Source organism: Serratia sp. T13T92 (genome assembly GCF_047530105.1).
Classification (GTDB): Bacteria; Pseudomonadota; Gammaproteobacteria; order Enterobacterales; family Enterobacteriaceae; genus Chania; species Chania fonticola.
The window spans coordinates 596,879-611,394 of sequence record NZ_JBLJAK010000001.1 but is presented as its reverse complement, the minus strand read 5'-3'; the positions used below and the strand labels follow the sequence as shown (position 1 = coordinate 611,394).

Annotated in this window: 14 protein-coding genes; 3 read left to right on the top strand and 11 right to left on the bottom strand. The window is 53.2% G+C overall.

Annotated features, from left to right (window positions below; all coding sequences use genetic code 11):
* Positions 1–40: 40 nt before the first annotated feature.
* Entirely contained in the window at positions 41–961 is a 921-nt protein-coding gene (locus tag ACMV5I_RS02855; RefSeq protein WP_024486561.1) for a Kdo(2)-lipid IV(A) acyltransferase, read from the bottom strand.
* Positions 962–1,288: 327 nt separating this feature from the next.
* On the opposite strand from ACMV5I_RS02855, the gene ACMV5I_RS02850 reads away from it, so the two are divergent.
* Positions 1,289–1,450, top strand: a complete 162-nt coding sequence (locus ACMV5I_RS02850; RefSeq protein WP_414823623.1) for a histidine kinase — start codon at positions 1,289–1,291, stop codon at positions 1,448–1,450.
* A 19-nt stretch (positions 1,451–1,469) separates the two neighbouring features.
* Here the strand turns inward: ACMV5I_RS02850 and ACMV5I_RS02845 are convergent, their stop codons facing one another.
* Complete coding sequence (locus ACMV5I_RS02845; RefSeq protein WP_414823622.1) at positions 1,470–2,567, bottom strand: NADH:flavin oxidoreductase/NADH oxidase; 1,098 nt, start codon at positions 2,565–2,567, stop codon at positions 1,470–1,472.
* A 208-nt stretch (positions 2,568–2,775) separates the two neighbouring features.
* Between ACMV5I_RS02845 and ACMV5I_RS02840 the strand changes: the two genes are divergently transcribed.
* Positions 2,776–3,828 (top strand): rhodanese-related sulfurtransferase, encoded by a 1,053-nt coding sequence (locus tag ACMV5I_RS02840; RefSeq protein WP_141131961.1) that lies wholly within the window; start codon positions 2,776–2,778, stop codon positions 3,826–3,828.
* Positions 3,829–3,918: 90 nt separating this feature from the next.
* On the opposite strand, the gene ACMV5I_RS02835 is transcribed toward ACMV5I_RS02840, so the two are convergent.
* Together ACMV5I_RS02835 and ACMV5I_RS02830 are read right to left on the bottom strand one after the other, a co-directional pair.
* The gene (locus ACMV5I_RS02835; protein WP_414823621.1) at positions 3,919–4,497 is read right to left on the bottom strand and encodes a YceI family protein; all 579 of its coding nucleotides are present in this window, start codon (positions 4,495–4,497) and stop codon (positions 3,919–3,921) included.
* Between the two features lie 26 nt (positions 4,498–4,523).
* Positions 4,524–5,078 (bottom strand): cytochrome b, encoded by a 555-nt coding sequence (locus ACMV5I_RS02830; RefSeq protein ID WP_414823620.1) that lies wholly within the window; start codon positions 5,076–5,078, stop codon positions 4,524–4,526.
* A gap of 428 nt (positions 5,079–5,506) precedes the next feature.
* Between ACMV5I_RS02830 and ACMV5I_RS02825 the strand changes: the two genes are divergently transcribed.
* A complete protein-coding gene (locus ACMV5I_RS02825) occupies positions 5,507–6,565 on the top strand; it encodes an AI-2E family transporter (protein ID WP_414823619.1) in 1,059 nt (352 codons plus the stop codon).
* Positions 6,566–6,568: 3 nt separating this feature from the next.
* Here ACMV5I_RS02825 and ACMV5I_RS02820 read toward each other — a convergent pair whose 3' ends face one another.
* The 7 genes from ACMV5I_RS02820 to rne form a co-directional block, all read right to left on the bottom strand.
* Positions 6,569–7,210: a helix-turn-helix transcriptional regulator gene (locus ACMV5I_RS02820; protein WP_414823618.1), complete on the bottom strand. Its 642-nt coding sequence runs from the start codon at positions 7,208–7,210 to the stop codon at positions 6,569–6,571.
* Positions 7,211–7,424: 214 nt separating this feature from the next.
* Positions 7,425–8,537 carry an N-methyl-L-tryptophan oxidase gene (gene solA, locus ACMV5I_RS02815; RefSeq protein ID WP_174334091.1) on the bottom strand — a complete coding sequence of 371 codons (1,113 nt, stop codon included), beginning with the start codon at positions 8,535–8,537 and terminating at the stop codon, positions 7,425–7,427.
* 145 nt (positions 8,538–8,682) lie between these two features.
* Positions 8,683–8,937, bottom strand: coding sequence for a biofilm formation regulator BssS (bssS, locus tag ACMV5I_RS02810; RefSeq protein ID WP_024485935.1), 255 nt, complete (start codon positions 8,935–8,937; stop codon positions 8,683–8,685).
* Between the two features lie 197 nt (positions 8,938–9,134).
* Positions 9,135–9,413 (bottom strand): hypothetical protein, encoded by a 279-nt coding sequence (locus tag ACMV5I_RS02805; protein ID WP_121606580.1) that lies wholly within the window; start codon positions 9,411–9,413, stop codon positions 9,135–9,137.
* A 134-nt stretch (positions 9,414–9,547) separates the two neighbouring features.
* Entirely contained in the window at positions 9,548–9,787 is a 240-nt protein-coding gene (gene dinI / locus ACMV5I_RS02800; RefSeq protein WP_021178315.1) for a DNA damage-inducible protein I, read from the bottom strand.
* 74 nt (positions 9,788–9,861) lie between these two features.
* Complete coding sequence (pyrC, locus tag ACMV5I_RS02795) at positions 9,862–10,911, bottom strand: dihydroorotase (RefSeq protein WP_141131965.1); 1,050 nt, start codon at positions 10,909–10,911, stop codon at positions 9,862–9,864.
* A 251-nt stretch (positions 10,912–11,162) separates the two neighbouring features.
* Positions 11,163–14,456 (bottom strand): ribonuclease E, encoded by a 3,294-nt coding sequence (rne, locus tag ACMV5I_RS02790; RefSeq protein WP_414823617.1) that lies wholly within the window; start codon positions 14,454–14,456, stop codon positions 11,163–11,165.
* Positions 14,457–14,516: the final 60 nt, after the last annotated feature.

Sequence of the window (14,516 nt, the reverse complement as noted above, 5' to 3'; positions counted from 1 at the left end):
AAAGTGACAATATCATGCGGGCCATCTCGGCCCGTAATGATTAATAGAGAGAAGGCTCACCTTCTGGGCGGGTCTTGAAGCGGCGGTGTAGCCACATATATTGATCCGGCGCCATCAGGATCTCTTTTTCTACCACCTTGTTCATAAAGGCTGCAGCCTCGACTTCGTTATCCAGCGGGAAATTTTCCACCGCTGGCTGCATGATGAGTTCGTACCCTTTTCCTTCTGGCAGGCGGCGTGGCGTAAAGGGAATGATCGCCGGTTTCCCCATGCGGATCAACACATAGCTGCCGGTGGTGGTCGCTGCTTTTTCTACGGCAAATAGCGGGGCAAACACGCTGCTGCGCGGGCCGTAGTCATGGTCCGGTGCGTACCAGATGATCTCACCCTGTTTCAGGGCACGGATCATCCCCTTGACGTCTTTACGATCCAGCATGGATTTGTTTGAGCGCATACGGCCCCAGGTCTGTAGCCAGTCCATCAGCTTGTTATCGTGTGGACGGTAAACGCCGATCCCCGGATTGTGGATGCCAAAGATACGAGCACCCAACTCCAGCGTCAGGAAGTGCAGGCCGATCAGCAACACCCCTTGATGATTGTCCCGTGCCTTTTGAATGTGCTCCAGGCCGCTGACGCTGAACCAGCGCTCGATACGCCAGTTGGGCCAGAACCAGGCCATGCCGGTTTCAAACAGCCCCATCCCCACGGATTCGAAGTTCTTGGCGATCAACGCATCACGTTCGGCTCTCGGCATATCCGGAAAGCACAGTTCCAGGTTACGCTCAGTTATCGCTCGCCGGCGTTTGAGGAAACGCATTGAAAAGCGACCCAATCCGGTCCCCAAACGATAAATAATTGGGTAGGGCAGCAGGACCAGCAGGTAGAGTAAGGCGATGCCAAACCAGGTAAGCCAGTAGCGCGGATGCAGTAAAGATCGATTGAAAGAAGGAACTTGCGTCATGGGTTCTCAGCTTAGAAGCAGTCATTTAACAGTAATAACAGATAAAATGCATAGACACGCCGAGTTGCCATAAGTCGTGTTGTAGGTCGCCATCAGAATTTTTTGCTGGCCACGGGTTGCCTGAATGACTCGGTCTATGCGATGGTTTTCTGCCGTTTATAGTAGCGTATTGTGACATTTTTCTTATGTAACAGGAAAACTCACCGCATTAAAACACCCTTTTTAGGCCTAAATCAGGTGCGGTTGTTGGTTATTTGACCAAACAAGGTAAGAATCGACCTATAAGTCAGGCAGTGTTTTATTCGTTTATTGATTCAGGAGGTAACTATGTTGGCATCATGGTTAAGCGCTGGGCTAATGGTGATCGGTGGGTTACTTGGCTGTCTTGGTGCCTATATGCAGTACAACCCTTTGCTAGCCGTAGCGGGGGGCGGGCTGCTGGCTGGAGCGGTTATTTCCGGGGCTACGGAATGGTCAAGCGGGCGCTAAACGCCCGCTTGAGGCCGTTTTAATGGTCTTTGAACAATCCTTTCACCCGGTGTGGTTCTGAGCGCCAATACTGTGGCGGAGCCTGCACTTGGGCCCCCAGTTTGGCGGCCGCGTGCCATGGCCAGCGGGGGTTATAGAGAATACCGCGCGCTAGCGCGACCATATCGGCCTGACCCGTGGCGACGATCGCTTCTGCCTGTTCCGGTTCGGTGATCAACCCCACAGCGATGGTTGGTATCCCTACTTTATGTTTGATGGTTTCGGCAAACGGCACCTGGTAGTTCGGCCCCACCGGGATTTTTTGCTGCGGCGATAGGCCGCCGCTGGAAATATGAATGTAATCGCAGCCCAATTCCTTTAAAGCGCTGGTCAGCTCAACGGACTGCTGTTCGTTCCAGCCCCCTTCAACCCAGTCACTGGCGGAGATCCGCACCCCAAGCGCTTTATTGGCCGGGAAGACTGCCCGCACCTCGCTGAAAATTTCCAGCAACAATCGCATACGATTTTGCAGACATCCGCCGTATTGATCGGTGCGCTGATTGGCCAGTGGCGAAAGGAACTGATGCAACAGGTAACCATGCGCCCCGTGCAGTTCGATCAGATCGAAGCCGAGACGGTCGGCGCGCCGTGCCGCTGCAACAAAGTGTGCCTTTAACTGCTCGATTTGATCCAGGCTCATGGCCTGTGGAGCCTCATCCAGAGGGTTAAAGGGCTGATTGGAGGCAGAAAGTGTTTGCCAGCCGCCCTCACTCTTGGCCAACTGAGCCCCGCCTTGCCAGGGAAGGGCGCATGAAGCTTTGCGGCCAGCATGCCCCAGTTGGATCCCCAAAGGCATGGTGGCGTGTTTTTTTACGGACTGAATTACGTCGGCAAGTGCTTGTTCGGTAGCGTCGTCCCAAAGGCCCAGATCCCCCGGAGAAATACGGCCTTCCGGTGAAACCGCAGTGGCTTCCACAATCAGCAAACCCGCCCCGGAAAGGGATAGATGGCCGAGGTGCATTGTATGCCACTCGGTGGCTTTGCCGTTGTCGGCAGAGTACTGGCACATGGGGGCGATAATAATACGGTTAGGCAACCGCAGTAGCCCCAGGGTGATAGGAGTAAACAGCTGGCTCATAATTTCCTCAAGGTCCGTCAAAATTCGTTGCTACAACGTGCACTAGGCTTATCGGTATTTGCCAATAACGTCAAGCTTTGTGCGGAAATCATTGCCGCTGGGTTAATGCTGTGTTGCAGTCTATTTTCGGGTATGATGTGCGCCGCGCGCGGGCTAACGGCCCGTGGGCACTCAATCAGTCACCTCCCGAAAGACAGGAAAGTACACCATGCCAGTGTTACATAACCGAATTTCTAATGAGGAACTGAAGGCGCGTATGCTGGCCGAAACCGAGCCACGCACCACAGTTTCTTTTTATAAATATTTCACCATTGACGACCCCAAGGCATTTCGCGATAGCCTGTATATTCAGTTCGATAAACTGAAGGTGTTTGGCCGTATCTACGTGGCCAAAGAGGGCATCAATGCGCAGATCAGCGTGCCGCAGAGTCACTTTGACGCGTTCAAAACCGTGCTGTTTGCTTCGCATCCGGCTCTGGACCAAGTGCGCCTGAATATTGCGCTGGAAGACGATGGCAAATCCTTCTGGGTACTGCGCCTGAAAGTGCGTGAACGTATTGTGGCCGACGGGATTGAAGATGAGACCTTCAACCCTGCCAATGTGGGTGAGTATCTGCAGGCCGATCGCGTTAACCAGATGATCGACGATCCGAATACGGTGTTCGTTGATATGCGCAACCACTATGAGTACGAGGTTGGGCACTTTGATAAGGCGATCGAAGTGCCTTCCGACACGTTCCGCGATCAGCTACCGATGGCGGTGGAGATGCTACAGGAGCAGAAAGACAAAAATATTGTCATGTACTGTACCGGTGGGATCCGTTGTGAGAAAGCCAGCGCCTATATGCTGCATAATGGCTTCAAAAACGTCTATCACGTGGAAGGCGGTATTATCGAATATGCCCGCCAGGCGAAGGCGCAAGGGTTGCCACTGAAGTTTATCGGCAAGAACTTTGTGTTTGACGAACGCATGGGGGAACGTATCTCAGAAGACGTGATTGCCAACTGCCATCAGTGCGGTGCGGCATGTGATACTCATACCAACTGCCTGAACGACGGCTGCCATCTGCTGTTTATCCAGTGCCCAAGCTGTGCCGAGAAATTTGCTGGCTGTTGCAGCGAGACCTGCCGCGAAGAGTTGAAACTACCGCGTGAAGAACAGCGAGCCCGCCGGGCTGGCCGCGAGAATGGCGTAAAAATCTTCAATAAGTCCAAAGGGCTGTTGCAAACCACCATGCATATCCCAGAACCGAAAGAGTAAGGGGACACATAAGTTAAGTAGGGCGCTGCTAAGCGGGCGCAGCATGCAGCGCCCCTACTAATTCAGCGCCCTTGTTGTATAAAGAATGTATTACTTCTCGCGAACGCCTTCGACCGAGATGATCAGCTCAACTTCCTGAGAAGCCGGGCCCAGGTCAGTGGTGATGCCAAAGTCTTTCAGCTTGATTTTACCGTTGGCTTCGAAACCGGCGCGGTAACCGCCCCAAGGATCCTTACCTTCGCCGACCAGTTTGGCTGCCAGTGTGACCGGCTTGGTCACGCCGTTCAACGTCAGGTTGCCGACTACGGCATAACCTTCACCGTCTTTTTTCACTTCGGTAGAGGTAAAGGTAGCCTGCTTGTTCTTTTCAACGTTCAAGAAATCGGCGCTGCGCAGGTGCTTGTCACGCTCGGCGTGGTTGGTGTCTACGCTGGCTGTGTTGATGGTAACGTTGACTTTATCGTTAGCCGGGTCTTTTGCATCGAAGGTGAAGCCACCGTCAAAATCTTTGAAAGTGCCGTAAACCCAGCTGTAACCCAGGTGCTGGATGCGGAATTCGATAAAGGCGTGCTGGCCTTGTTTGTCGATTTTATAGTTGGCAGCCAGAGCGGAACCGGCGTTTAACAGCAGGGCGCCCGCGGCCAGGCCTAATACGGTTTTCTTCAACATAGCAATATCTCCATAAATCCAAAGGGTTAATCGGTGCTGCGTCCCAGCATCCGTTTCAAAGTCACATCACCATCAATAAAGTGATGTTTAAGCGCGGCCAGGCCGTGCAGTACCGAAAGCACCACGACGGCCCAAGCCAGATAAAGATGGATAGTCCCGGCGGTGTCAGCCTGTTGTGGCAAGCCGGTGACAGTGGCCGGTACGTCAAACCAGCCAAATACGCTGATTGCCTGACCATCGGCGGTCGAGATCAGGTAGCCGCTGATCAGGATGGCGAACAGCACGGTGTAAAGTGCGATATGGGCGAGCACGGCACTGATACGCGTAAGACGGCTATAACTGGCCAGAGGCTTGGGCGGCGGCGAGATAAAGCGCCAAACCACCCGTACCACCATGACGATAAACAGCAGTGTGCCAATACTTTTGTGGATCTCCGGCGCCTGGTGATACCAAACGTCGTAGTAACCCAGCGTCACCATCCATAAGCCGAGGGCGAACATGCCGTAAACGGTCAGCGCCACCAGCCAGTGGATCAGTACAGAAACGTGACCAAAGCGGTCGGCGGTATTTTTCCAGAGCATCAGTTTTCCTTACAAAACTCATTTACCGACAGCAATACTTAAACTTTAAGAAACATAAATCAATAATAAATTTAACTAAGTTACTGCATAAAGATATTAATCAGTAGATTTGTTTGAGTTGTGGCAAGTTGGTCAAAGGAATCGTCGGAGAGGGCGTTTTTTTGGCAATACTGGAGAAACGCTGGCCAATTGAAATCTATCGACTTTATTCTTCATTGTCAGCTTTTGTCATTTTTCGTAAATACCATCAGAAACCTTGGCAAATAATTGAATAACGACTAGCGCCGATTATTTGTTCGCCCTGTCAACCAGGATTAGTTTAATTCCTTCAGCAACTTGAGGGTAATATGCCTGCGACAGCAAGGAATAATTTGCTAACATGTATTTATCAATGGCTCTGGTGGGCCAGTATCACACAAGGAATTTTCATGGGCATACCCGAGTTAAATGACCGCAAGCTACGTTTGATTATGATGCTGGCCATGCTGGTGGTGATCCTGGCTGGCATAAAGGCGGCGGCAGATATTGTGGTGCCATTCCTGCTGGCGGTTTTCTTGGCCATCGTGTTAAACCCACTGGTGCTGCTACTGGAACGTTTTCGTGTGCCCAGAGCGCTGGGGGTGACGCTGTTGGTGATTGCCATCGTCGTGCTGTTGCTGACCCTGGTCGGCATGCTGGGAGCTTCATTAAATGAGTTTGCTCGCTCCTTGCCACAGTATCGGGGCATGATGCTGGAGAAGCTGGGTGAGTTGCAATACCAGGCGCAACGCTTCAATCTGGATATTAACTTCTCGGCAGATGCGGTGGTCAAATACGTCGATCCTGGTGCCACCATGAACTTGGTGACCCGCCTGCTGGGGCACCTTTCTGGGGCGATGACCAGCATCTTCCTGTTATTGATGACGGTGGTCTTTATGCTGTTTGAGGTAAAGGTATTGCCCTTTAAGCTGCAGCAGGCGCTGGATAATCCCACCGAAGGGATGGCCACTATCCGCCGGGCCTTGCAAGGGGTCACACACTATCTAGTGATTAAGACCGCTATCAGTCTGGCAACTGGCCTGATCGTCTGGGGCTTTCTAAGCTGGGTTGGCGTTCGTTTTGCCTTTATCTGGGGCATGATGGCGTTCATGTTCAACTATGTGCCCAATATTGGTTCGATCATTGCTGCTATTCCGCCGCTGATCCAGGCTTTGCTGTTTAACGGCTTTGCCGATGCGGCCGTGGTGGCTGCGGGCTATATTCTGATCAACCTGATCATCGGTAATATGCTGGAACCGCGGATCATGGGCCGTGGGCTGGGGCTTTCTACGCTGGTGGTGTTCCTTTCCCTGATCTTCTGGGGCTGGCTGATGGGGCCCGTGGGGATGTTGCTTTCGGTCCCCTTGACCATTATCGCGCGCATCACGTTGGAAACTATGGACGGAGGACGCAAGGTGGCCATGCTCCTCGGTGATGGACGCCAGATAAACGAAATTACGCCGAAATAAGGCTTAAACGGCGGCCCGCAGTTCTAACGAAGCCGAACCCACCGGCTTAAAGGTGGTGGGTTCTGGCGGATAGAAATAACGCAGTATGTTATACAGTGAATAAAATTCCAGCCGGTTACGCACGTTGATTTTCTCGGTGATATGGCGTTTATGTACGTACACCGTATGGGCGCTGATCTGTAATTTCTTGGCGATGCGATAATTTGGCATTTCGGACATCCAATAGCGCATTACCGTCAACTCTTGCGGGCTGAAAAGCGAATGAGCCTCTTCATCCTTCATTAGTTCACTTGGGATTTTACTTAGCGTTTTTAGCGCAATGGGTAGCACGGCTTTGTTGAATAAAAAAGTATTGCTGGCAATGCGCAGCGGGCTTTCACTGTAGGGATAAGGAACATCCAGATAAATATGTACCGTTGCACGCCACGCCGCCGTGATAAACGCTGAAAGCAGTTGATTGTCTGTTGTACAGCGGCAGTAGTTGGACAGATTCACCAAAATATGGTTGGGTTTGAAACTGGCCAGTAGAGGAAGCGCGGTGTCGATGTCTGGGCAGCAGTTTACTGACGCAAACACGTTGTCAGTAAAGTGGTTGGCGATCCCAATACGAGTGAAACAGCATTCGTCCACAACGAGTAGTTTCATAGTGACGTCCTTGTTGAAGATACAAAAGGGCTAGAGCCTAATTATGTAAAATAGGCCTTACCCGGTTGTGGGATCAATTCGGAAATCCAGTGGCTATAGGAAGATATTTCCGTCTATAACCTATTTTTCAGGAATATCAGTATATTAGTGGGATTTTATTGTTGGAGGTTTCCCCTGCCGCTGGCCAGAGCGGGGCGAACAGGGGATTGAACGGTCAGAAACGCCGCAGGCTGAAGGGCGTGATATCCAAGGATGAAGGTTTATCTTGCGCAAACAGCGCGGCTATCTCACCCAGTACGCTGGCAAATTTAAAGCCGTGGCCACTCAGGCCGGTGATCACCATCAGGCGTTGGCAGTCAGGCAGGGTGTCGATGATAAAGTCTTCATCCGGGCTCATATCATAGCTACAGGCTTCACCGTGCAGACAGACGCCAAGCCCTGGCAGGAAGTGGCGCAGAAAGCCGAATACTTCGGTACCGTCGCTGGCCAGGGAGCCGAACGGCTTGCGCTGATCTGCTGTCTCCATCGGTTGTCCACCATCATGTTTACCGACCTTTAAGCCGTCATTCTCGGATGGGAAACCGTAGTAGTGGCAGCCGTCTTGCGCTTCAACGGTGAAAGCCGGAAAACGGTTGTTTTCGCTGTAACGGCCATCGGCCTGATACCAGGAAAACACCTTACGCACCGGTGAAATTGGAAGCTGTGGTAACAGATTTTTAACCCAGGTACCCGCGCAGACCACGGCTTTACGCCCTTGGTAGCGCCCCTCTGAAGTAACGACCTCAACCCCTTGCTCGATTGGCTCGATGGCGGTTACCGGGCAATTGAACAGTTGGGCGCAGCCCGCTTCTCTGGCCAATTTGACGTAGCTGGCAACAATCAGTTCAGAGCGCAGTATTCCTGCATCGGGTTCGAACAGGCCGACATAACCTGCTGGCGCAGTGAATTCTTGCCAGCGTTGTTGGATCTGTTCGGCGCTCAGTAACTCGGTATTAAGGTTAAAGTTTTTGGCACTGCGCTGTGCTGTGGTGACAAATTCACTGTCTTGTGGCCCAAGTGTGAGCACGCCACAGGGATGAAACAGCTTGTCGCCGCTTTTCTGCTCTAATCCGTTCCACAGTGCCTGGGCACGCAGCAGAAAAGGCACATATTTTTCGCCTTCGCCGTAGGCATGGCGGATGATGCGGGTATCGCCGTGGTGGCTGCCCTGACGGTGCGGGGGGAAAGCGCTATCGATCATTAAGACCTTAAGGCCTGCGGCTGTCGCATAATAGCCTGCAGCAGCCCCAACCGAGCCGCTACCCACGATGATCAAGTCATATTCCACGTGCCATATCCTTTCTTTGATGTGTCGCTGATGGCGGATATGATAAGAGTTTGGCGGCGGTAATGCATCAGGAACCGATGCGGGCCGATACAAAAGAAAAGGCGCCGGTTATTTGCCGACGCCTTAGCGGTTGAGGGTGAATGGGTTAATGTTTTCTTCGATCAAGGTCTAAATAATCCGTAGATTCTATCTTGGCGATGCCAGCCTCTAAAATATTGATCAATTGGCGGGCAACGTCTGTGGTTAGCCAAAGAGTCCGATCCACTTGCGCTTCTTCGGCTGTTTGGTCTAGTGAAGACAGGTAATGAAGGCGAATCATCATGGCATCATAAACATCGACGGTACTGATATCCCAGCCAACAAGCGGATGTGTCTGTATTACTTCATCATTTCTGTCCATAAAGACCCCTTATCAAGTAGTGACTAGCTGGAGTTACTAACGAGGATCAATGCGTCTCATCTTCATGGTGAGCTTTTACAGTATACGCATCCGAGATCTGGCGTGGGGTGTTTTCCTGCGGTTTATTGCAAATAAATATTTTTTGCGCAATTAATCGGCAAATGGTTGGGGCGCTGCATGCTGCGCCAGTTCAAATATTACTCTTCGGATGCAGGAGGAAGTTGCACGTGCGCATGACTTTCTAATTCGGCGGCAAGATGGGCGAAATGCTTTTGCATTTCAGGATCGCGGTTCTGATTTTGTGCTTCCAGTTTCAGGCTGTGGATCAGCAACTGGTTGGCTTTGTCATTCAAGCCAAAAGACAAATAAGAGAAAGCGACCTCGAGCACGCTCAACCGCCGTTTTTGATCGGCGATCAGGGCCAGCAACTCGCCAAAGGTCATCGCTTCTTCGGGCTTGCCTTTATCCGGAACCATTGTTTACACCTTTGTTGCACCATAAGTCGTCTAATCATTACAGACCACAAGTGCTGTTTCTTCCAGGGAAAAGGGCAATACGGCGGAAACAAAAAAGCCGGAGAGCGACCCCCGGCAACAACTACATTGCAGAATTATTCTGCACTGAACCAATCGTCGGCACTTTCCCAGGTTTCCTGGAGTATCTCCTCGATCAGGTCTTTATCTGTTTTGGCACCGCCCATTACGGAAAGGCCATTGGCACCGGCATAACGGATCTGGACGGTAGTGTCAGGAAACTGGCGATTGACCCGTTTACTGAATTCGCCGGTCAGGGCTTCGATTGCCCCCGGCGGCAGTGGTTTGGTTTTATCTATAGTGACTTCAACACGCATAATTGCCCCCGGAACTGTCTACTGGATATTTATACAGTTAACTAGCGCCGGAGGCAAGAGCAGAAATAAAATATTTAGCAGTCGGTCACTGACCAGTTGATGGTCTCACCGGCCAGGAAGGGCACCACGGCTTCATTACCCAAAGTGATCTCCTCTGGCTGGGCCACCGGCAGGCGTTGCAGCGTGATAAAGTCCTGGTTCACCGGCAAGCCGTAGAAGCGGGGGCCATTCAGCGAGCTGAAGGCTTCCAGATGCTCCAGCGCGCCTAATTGCTCAAACACGGTGGCGTAGGCGGGCATCGCGTTTGGGGCGTTGAATACCCCTGCACAGCCACAGCTGGTCTCTTTACGGTGTTTGGCATGAGGTGCCGAGTCGGTGCCGAGGAAGAAGCGGTCACAACCGCTGGCAACGGCGCTGCGTAACGCTTCCTGATGGATGTTACGCTTGAGGATCGGCAGGCAGAACAGGTGTGGCCGGATCCCGCCTACCAGCATGTGGTTGCGGTTAAACATCAGGTGCTGCGGCGTAATGGTGGCACCAAGGAAACGATTGCCTTCCTGCACGTACTGAGCGGCTTCCCGGGTGGTGATATGCTCGAATACGATTTTCAACTCCGGGAACTGGCGGCGAACCGGCTCCATCACCTGTTCGATAAAGCGAGCCTCGCGATCGAAGATATCCACGCTGGCATCGGTGACTTCGCCATGGATCAGCAGCGGCATACCGATCTTCTGCATCTGCTCAAGCAGGGGATAAATCCCGGCCACATCGCTCACGCCGTGGCTGGAGTTGGTGGTGGCATTGGCTGGATAGAGCTTGGCAGCGGTAAACACCCCTTGCTCAAACCCGTTGACCAGCTCAGCCGCAGCCAACGAATCCGTCAGGTAGCAGGTCATCAACGGCGTGAAGTCATGTTCTGCGGGGAGGGCTGCCAGAATACGTTCACGATAGCTACGTGCCGCGGCAACGGTGGTGATCGGTGGGGCCAGGTTCGGCATCACAATCGCCCGGCCAAACACCTGACTGGTATAGGGCAGAACCGTTTTCAGCATGTCGTCGTCACGCAAATGGATATGCCAGTCGTCAGGGCGGCGGATTTTCAGGGCTTGGGGTTGTGCGGTCATGGTGCAGAGCTCCGGCGGTCAAAAAATCTTAATAAAAGCGAATAAACGAGGGTTATTCACGCCGGGGTGAAAGGATAAGCGGAAAACGTTTTGGATGCATCTGTTAGTTAATGACAAGTTGAAATCAATTGGCTTACGCGATCGGAGCAACTTGAGGCATTGGACATTAACAAACTGAAAAGGAGGGCCTGAGTGTTCAGTAGTAAGAAAAAACCCGCCATCTAGGCGGGTTTTGTATGGCAGGAATTAACTTAGTCGTTAACCGGCTGCGGTTTGGTGGCTGGAGCAGTGGCCTGATTAGCCGCTGCATGGCCGCCAGCAGAACCTTTTCCGTCAAAGTTGAAGGAAGGGCGCTGCCACTCGCTGGTCTTCGCGGCTTCCGGCTGATAATCCGGCGCAGGCGCTTTGGTCATCGGGGCGGTAGCGATATGCTTGTAGAGCGCCGGTTGCGGTTGTGCAACCACTGGGGCCGTCTGCACAGGGGCTGGAGCAGCCTCTGGCTGTGCTGACACGACTTCCGGCTCTGCGGTTACAGTAGCCTCTGCAGGGGCTGCCACAACGGCTTCTTCCACTGCGGCTTCTTCAACTACAGGCTCTTGCACCACGGGTTCAGCGATAACTGGCTCAGCTTGTACCGCTGCATCTGCAACCGTCTCATCCTCAGCTGTTTCACTGACAACGGTTTCATCTACCACAACAGTGGCTGGCTCGGCAGCGACGGCTACGGTTTCAACAGGTGCAGCTTCTACCTGGGTTTCAACTACCGGTGTTGCCACCGATTCAGTCACTGCCGGAGCGGTTTCAACTACAGGCTGAACAGGAGCGGCTTCAGCAGCCACCGGTGCAGCAGCAACGGCTACGGTTTCTACTGCCACTGGCGCTTGAGCTTCTTCGTGTTCAACGTAGACAGCTGCTTGTGCCACAGGATAGCTGACCCAAACCTTGCCTGAAGCCATCTCTGGTGAGGCAAACGCCCCGGCCAACGGCATTGGTGACTGGTTCGGATAACGCTCGTCACGATAGCGACGACGACGCTGACCACTGACGCGCAGATGGCGTGGAGAACGACGAGAGCGACGTGGCATGCCGTTTTCACCGTTACCACGGTTGTCAGCTTGCGCGTCATCTTCAGACTGTGCCGCAATGGTCTGTGGCAACAGCTTAACGCTCTCAGCCAATACCGGAGCCTGGTTTTCTTCAACCTTGGCGACCGGCGCCTTAGGCGCTAACAGTTCTTCAGCGGCGCGATGCAGTTCTTCTTCCGCCGACAGGACGCGAACTTTCTGCGCGAGTGGACGGCGTTGACGACGCTGCGTTGGCTGCTGATGACGGTCTTCATCTTCGTCATTGCTATGGCTGGCAACAACGACTTCCGCAGTTTCTGGCACTTTGACGTCTTGCGGAGCCTGGCGTTTTTCTTCCTGACGACGGCGTTGACGCTCGGCACGTTGTTCACGGCGCTGTTGCTGATCTTCGCGCTGTACCTTGGCCGCTTCTTCAGTCTGCACTTCGGTGTTAGCAGCCGCTGGTGCAGTCTGTTGCTGTGCGTTACGGCGGTTGTTGCGGCGCTGGTCGTCACGGTTTTCACGTGGTTCACGCGGCTCGCGATTTTCGCGTGGCTCACGATCGCCACGTTCACGGTTGTCACGCCCTTCGCCACGTTCTTTACGCTCGCCACGTTCACCTTTACGGCCAGAACCCTGGCGGCGTTGGCCACGACGATCCTGACGACGGTTGTCGCTGTCTTCCGTTTTCTCAGCTACGGCCGGTTTAGCTTCAACCACTGGCGTTTCTTCACCAGCGAACAGTGACTTCAAGCCACCGAACAGACGGCTTAACAGGCCAGGTTTGGCTTCAGCAGCAGGGGCTGATGAAACTGCCGGTTTGGCGGCAACGGCTGGTTTGCTAACCACAGGTTCTTCTTCCTGCGGTGGAGCATCCTGTGACAGAGAGAAGGATGCCAGAGCCGGTTGCTCGCGTTTGCGCTCGACTGGCGCATCATCCTGCGGCTGGGCCATTTCTTCTTCATGCAGCTTCGGCAGCAGGTAGCTCAGGGTTGGTGTTTCTTCACCTTTGCGTACGCGCAGCACGGAGTAATGCGGAGTCTGCATCTGATCGTTTGGCACGATGATCGCTTTCACGCCACCCTGGCGCTTCTCGATCGCGCTGACAGAATCACGTTTTTCGTTCAGCAGGTAGGAAGCAACCTGAACCGGTACGATGGCGTGAACTTCTTTGGTGTTCTCTTTCAGCGCTTCTTCTTCGATCAGGCGCAGAATAGACAGCGCCAGCGATTCGTTATCACGGATGGTGCCGGTACCGGTACAGCGTGGGCACACGTGGTGGCTAGATTCACCCAGTGACGGGCTGAGGCGCTGACGGGACATTTCCAACAGGCCGAAACGAGAAATACGGCCAATCTGAATGCGGGCACGGTCCTGGCGGACGGCATCGCGCAGACGGTTTTCCACTTCACGCTGGTGACGAACCGGGGTCATATCGATAAAGTCGATAACGATCAGGCCACCCAGGTCGCGCAGGCGCAATTGGCGAGCAATTTCATCTGCGGCTTCCAGGTTGGTATTGAATGCGGTTTCTTCGATGTCGCCACCGCGGGTTGCACGCGCGGAGTTGATATCGATAGCGGTCAAGGCTTCGGTGGTGTCGATCACGATGGAACCACCGGAAGGCAGACGCACTTCACGTTGGAACGCGGACTCGATCTGCGATTCGATCTGGTAATGGCTGAACAGCGGGATTTCGCCACTGTACAATTTGATCTTGCTGCTGAAATCCGGGCGGCCCAGGGCAGCGATGTGCTCTTTGGCCAGATCGAGTACCTTCGGGTTGTCGATCAGGATTTCGCCGATGTCCGGGCGCAGGTAGTCGCGGAATGCTCGCACGATAACGTTGCTTTCCTGGTGGATCAGGAACGGAGCAGGGCGGCCTTCGGCGGCTTTTTTAATCGCTTCCCAGTGCTTGAGGCGGAATGACAGGTCCCATTGCAGAGCGTCGGCAGATTTGCCAACGCCAGCGGTGCGGACAATCAGTCCCATGCCGTCTGGCAATTGCAGCGAGGAGAGCGCTTCTTTCAGTTCGGTACGGTCGTCACCTTCGATGCGGCGGGAAATACCACCGGCACGCGGATTGTTCGGCATCAGAACCAGATAGCTACCGGCCAGGCTGATGAAGGTGGTCAAGGCAGCGCCTTTATTACCCCGTTCTTCTTTATCAACCTGAACGATGACTTCCTGGCCTTCACGCAGCACATCTTTGATGTTTGGGCGACCATGGGAAGAGTAATTGCTTGGGAAGTATTCGCGAGCGATTTCTTTTAGCGGGAGGAAACCATGTCTTTCAGCGCCGTAATCAACGAACGCGGCCTCAAGACTAGGTTCAATTCGAGTGATTTTGCCTTTGTAAATATTCGCTTTTTTCTGCTCATGGCCAGGGCTTTCAATATCCAGATCGTACAGCCGCTGTCCATCTACAAGGGCAACACGCAACTCTTCCTGCTGAGTTGCGTTAATCAACATTCTTTTCATCTTAACTTACTCGTTTTTTTTACATTATCGACAAAGCTGCGGGCAAAATAACCTCATGGC

Bases quoted from the DNA above. Each gene is read 5' to 3' on its own strand.
- ACMV5I_RS02855 (WP_024486561.1), bottom strand. From the start codon at position 961: ATGACGCAAGTTCCTTCTTTCAATCGATCTTTACTGCATCCGCGCTAC.
- ACMV5I_RS02850 (WP_414823623.1), top strand. From the start codon at position 1,289: ATGTTGGCATCATGGTTAAGCGCTGGGCTAATGGTGATCGGTGGGTTA.
- ACMV5I_RS02845 (WP_414823622.1), bottom strand. From the start codon at position 2,567: ATGAGCCAGCTGTTTACTCCTATCACCCTGGGGCTACTGCGGTTGCCT.
- ACMV5I_RS02840 (WP_141131961.1), top strand. From the start codon at position 2,776: ATGCCAGTGTTACATAACCGAATTTCTAATGAGGAACTGAAGGCGCGT.
- ACMV5I_RS02835 (WP_414823621.1), bottom strand. From the start codon at position 4,497: ATGTTGAAGAAAACCGTATTAGGCCTGGCCGCGGGCGCCCTGCTGTTA.
- ACMV5I_RS02830 (WP_414823620.1), bottom strand. From the start codon at position 5,078: ATGCTCTGGAAAAATACCGCCGACCGCTTTGGTCACGTTTCTGTACTG.
- ACMV5I_RS02825 (WP_414823619.1), top strand. From the start codon at position 5,507: ATGGGCATACCCGAGTTAAATGACCGCAAGCTACGTTTGATTATGATG.
- ACMV5I_RS02820 (WP_414823618.1), bottom strand. From the start codon at position 7,210: ATGAAACTACTCGTTGTGGACGAATGCTGTTTCACTCGTATTGGGATC.
- bssS (WP_024485935.1), bottom strand. From the start codon at position 8,937: ATGGACAGAAATGATGAAGTAATACAGACACATCCGCTTGTTGGCTGG.
- ACMV5I_RS02805 (WP_121606580.1), bottom strand. From the start codon at position 9,413: ATGGTTCCGGATAAAGGCAAGCCCGAAGAAGCGATGACCTTTGGCGAG.
- dinI (WP_021178315.1), bottom strand. From the start codon at position 9,787: ATGCGTGTTGAAGTCACTATAGATAAAACCAAACCACTGCCGCCGGGG.
- pyrC (WP_141131965.1), bottom strand. From the start codon at position 10,911: ATGACCGCACAACCCCAAGCCCTGAAAATCCGCCGCCCTGACGACTGG.
- rne (WP_414823617.1), bottom strand. From the start codon at position 14,456: ATGAAAAGAATGTTGATTAACGCAACTCAGCAGGAAGAGTTGCGTGTT.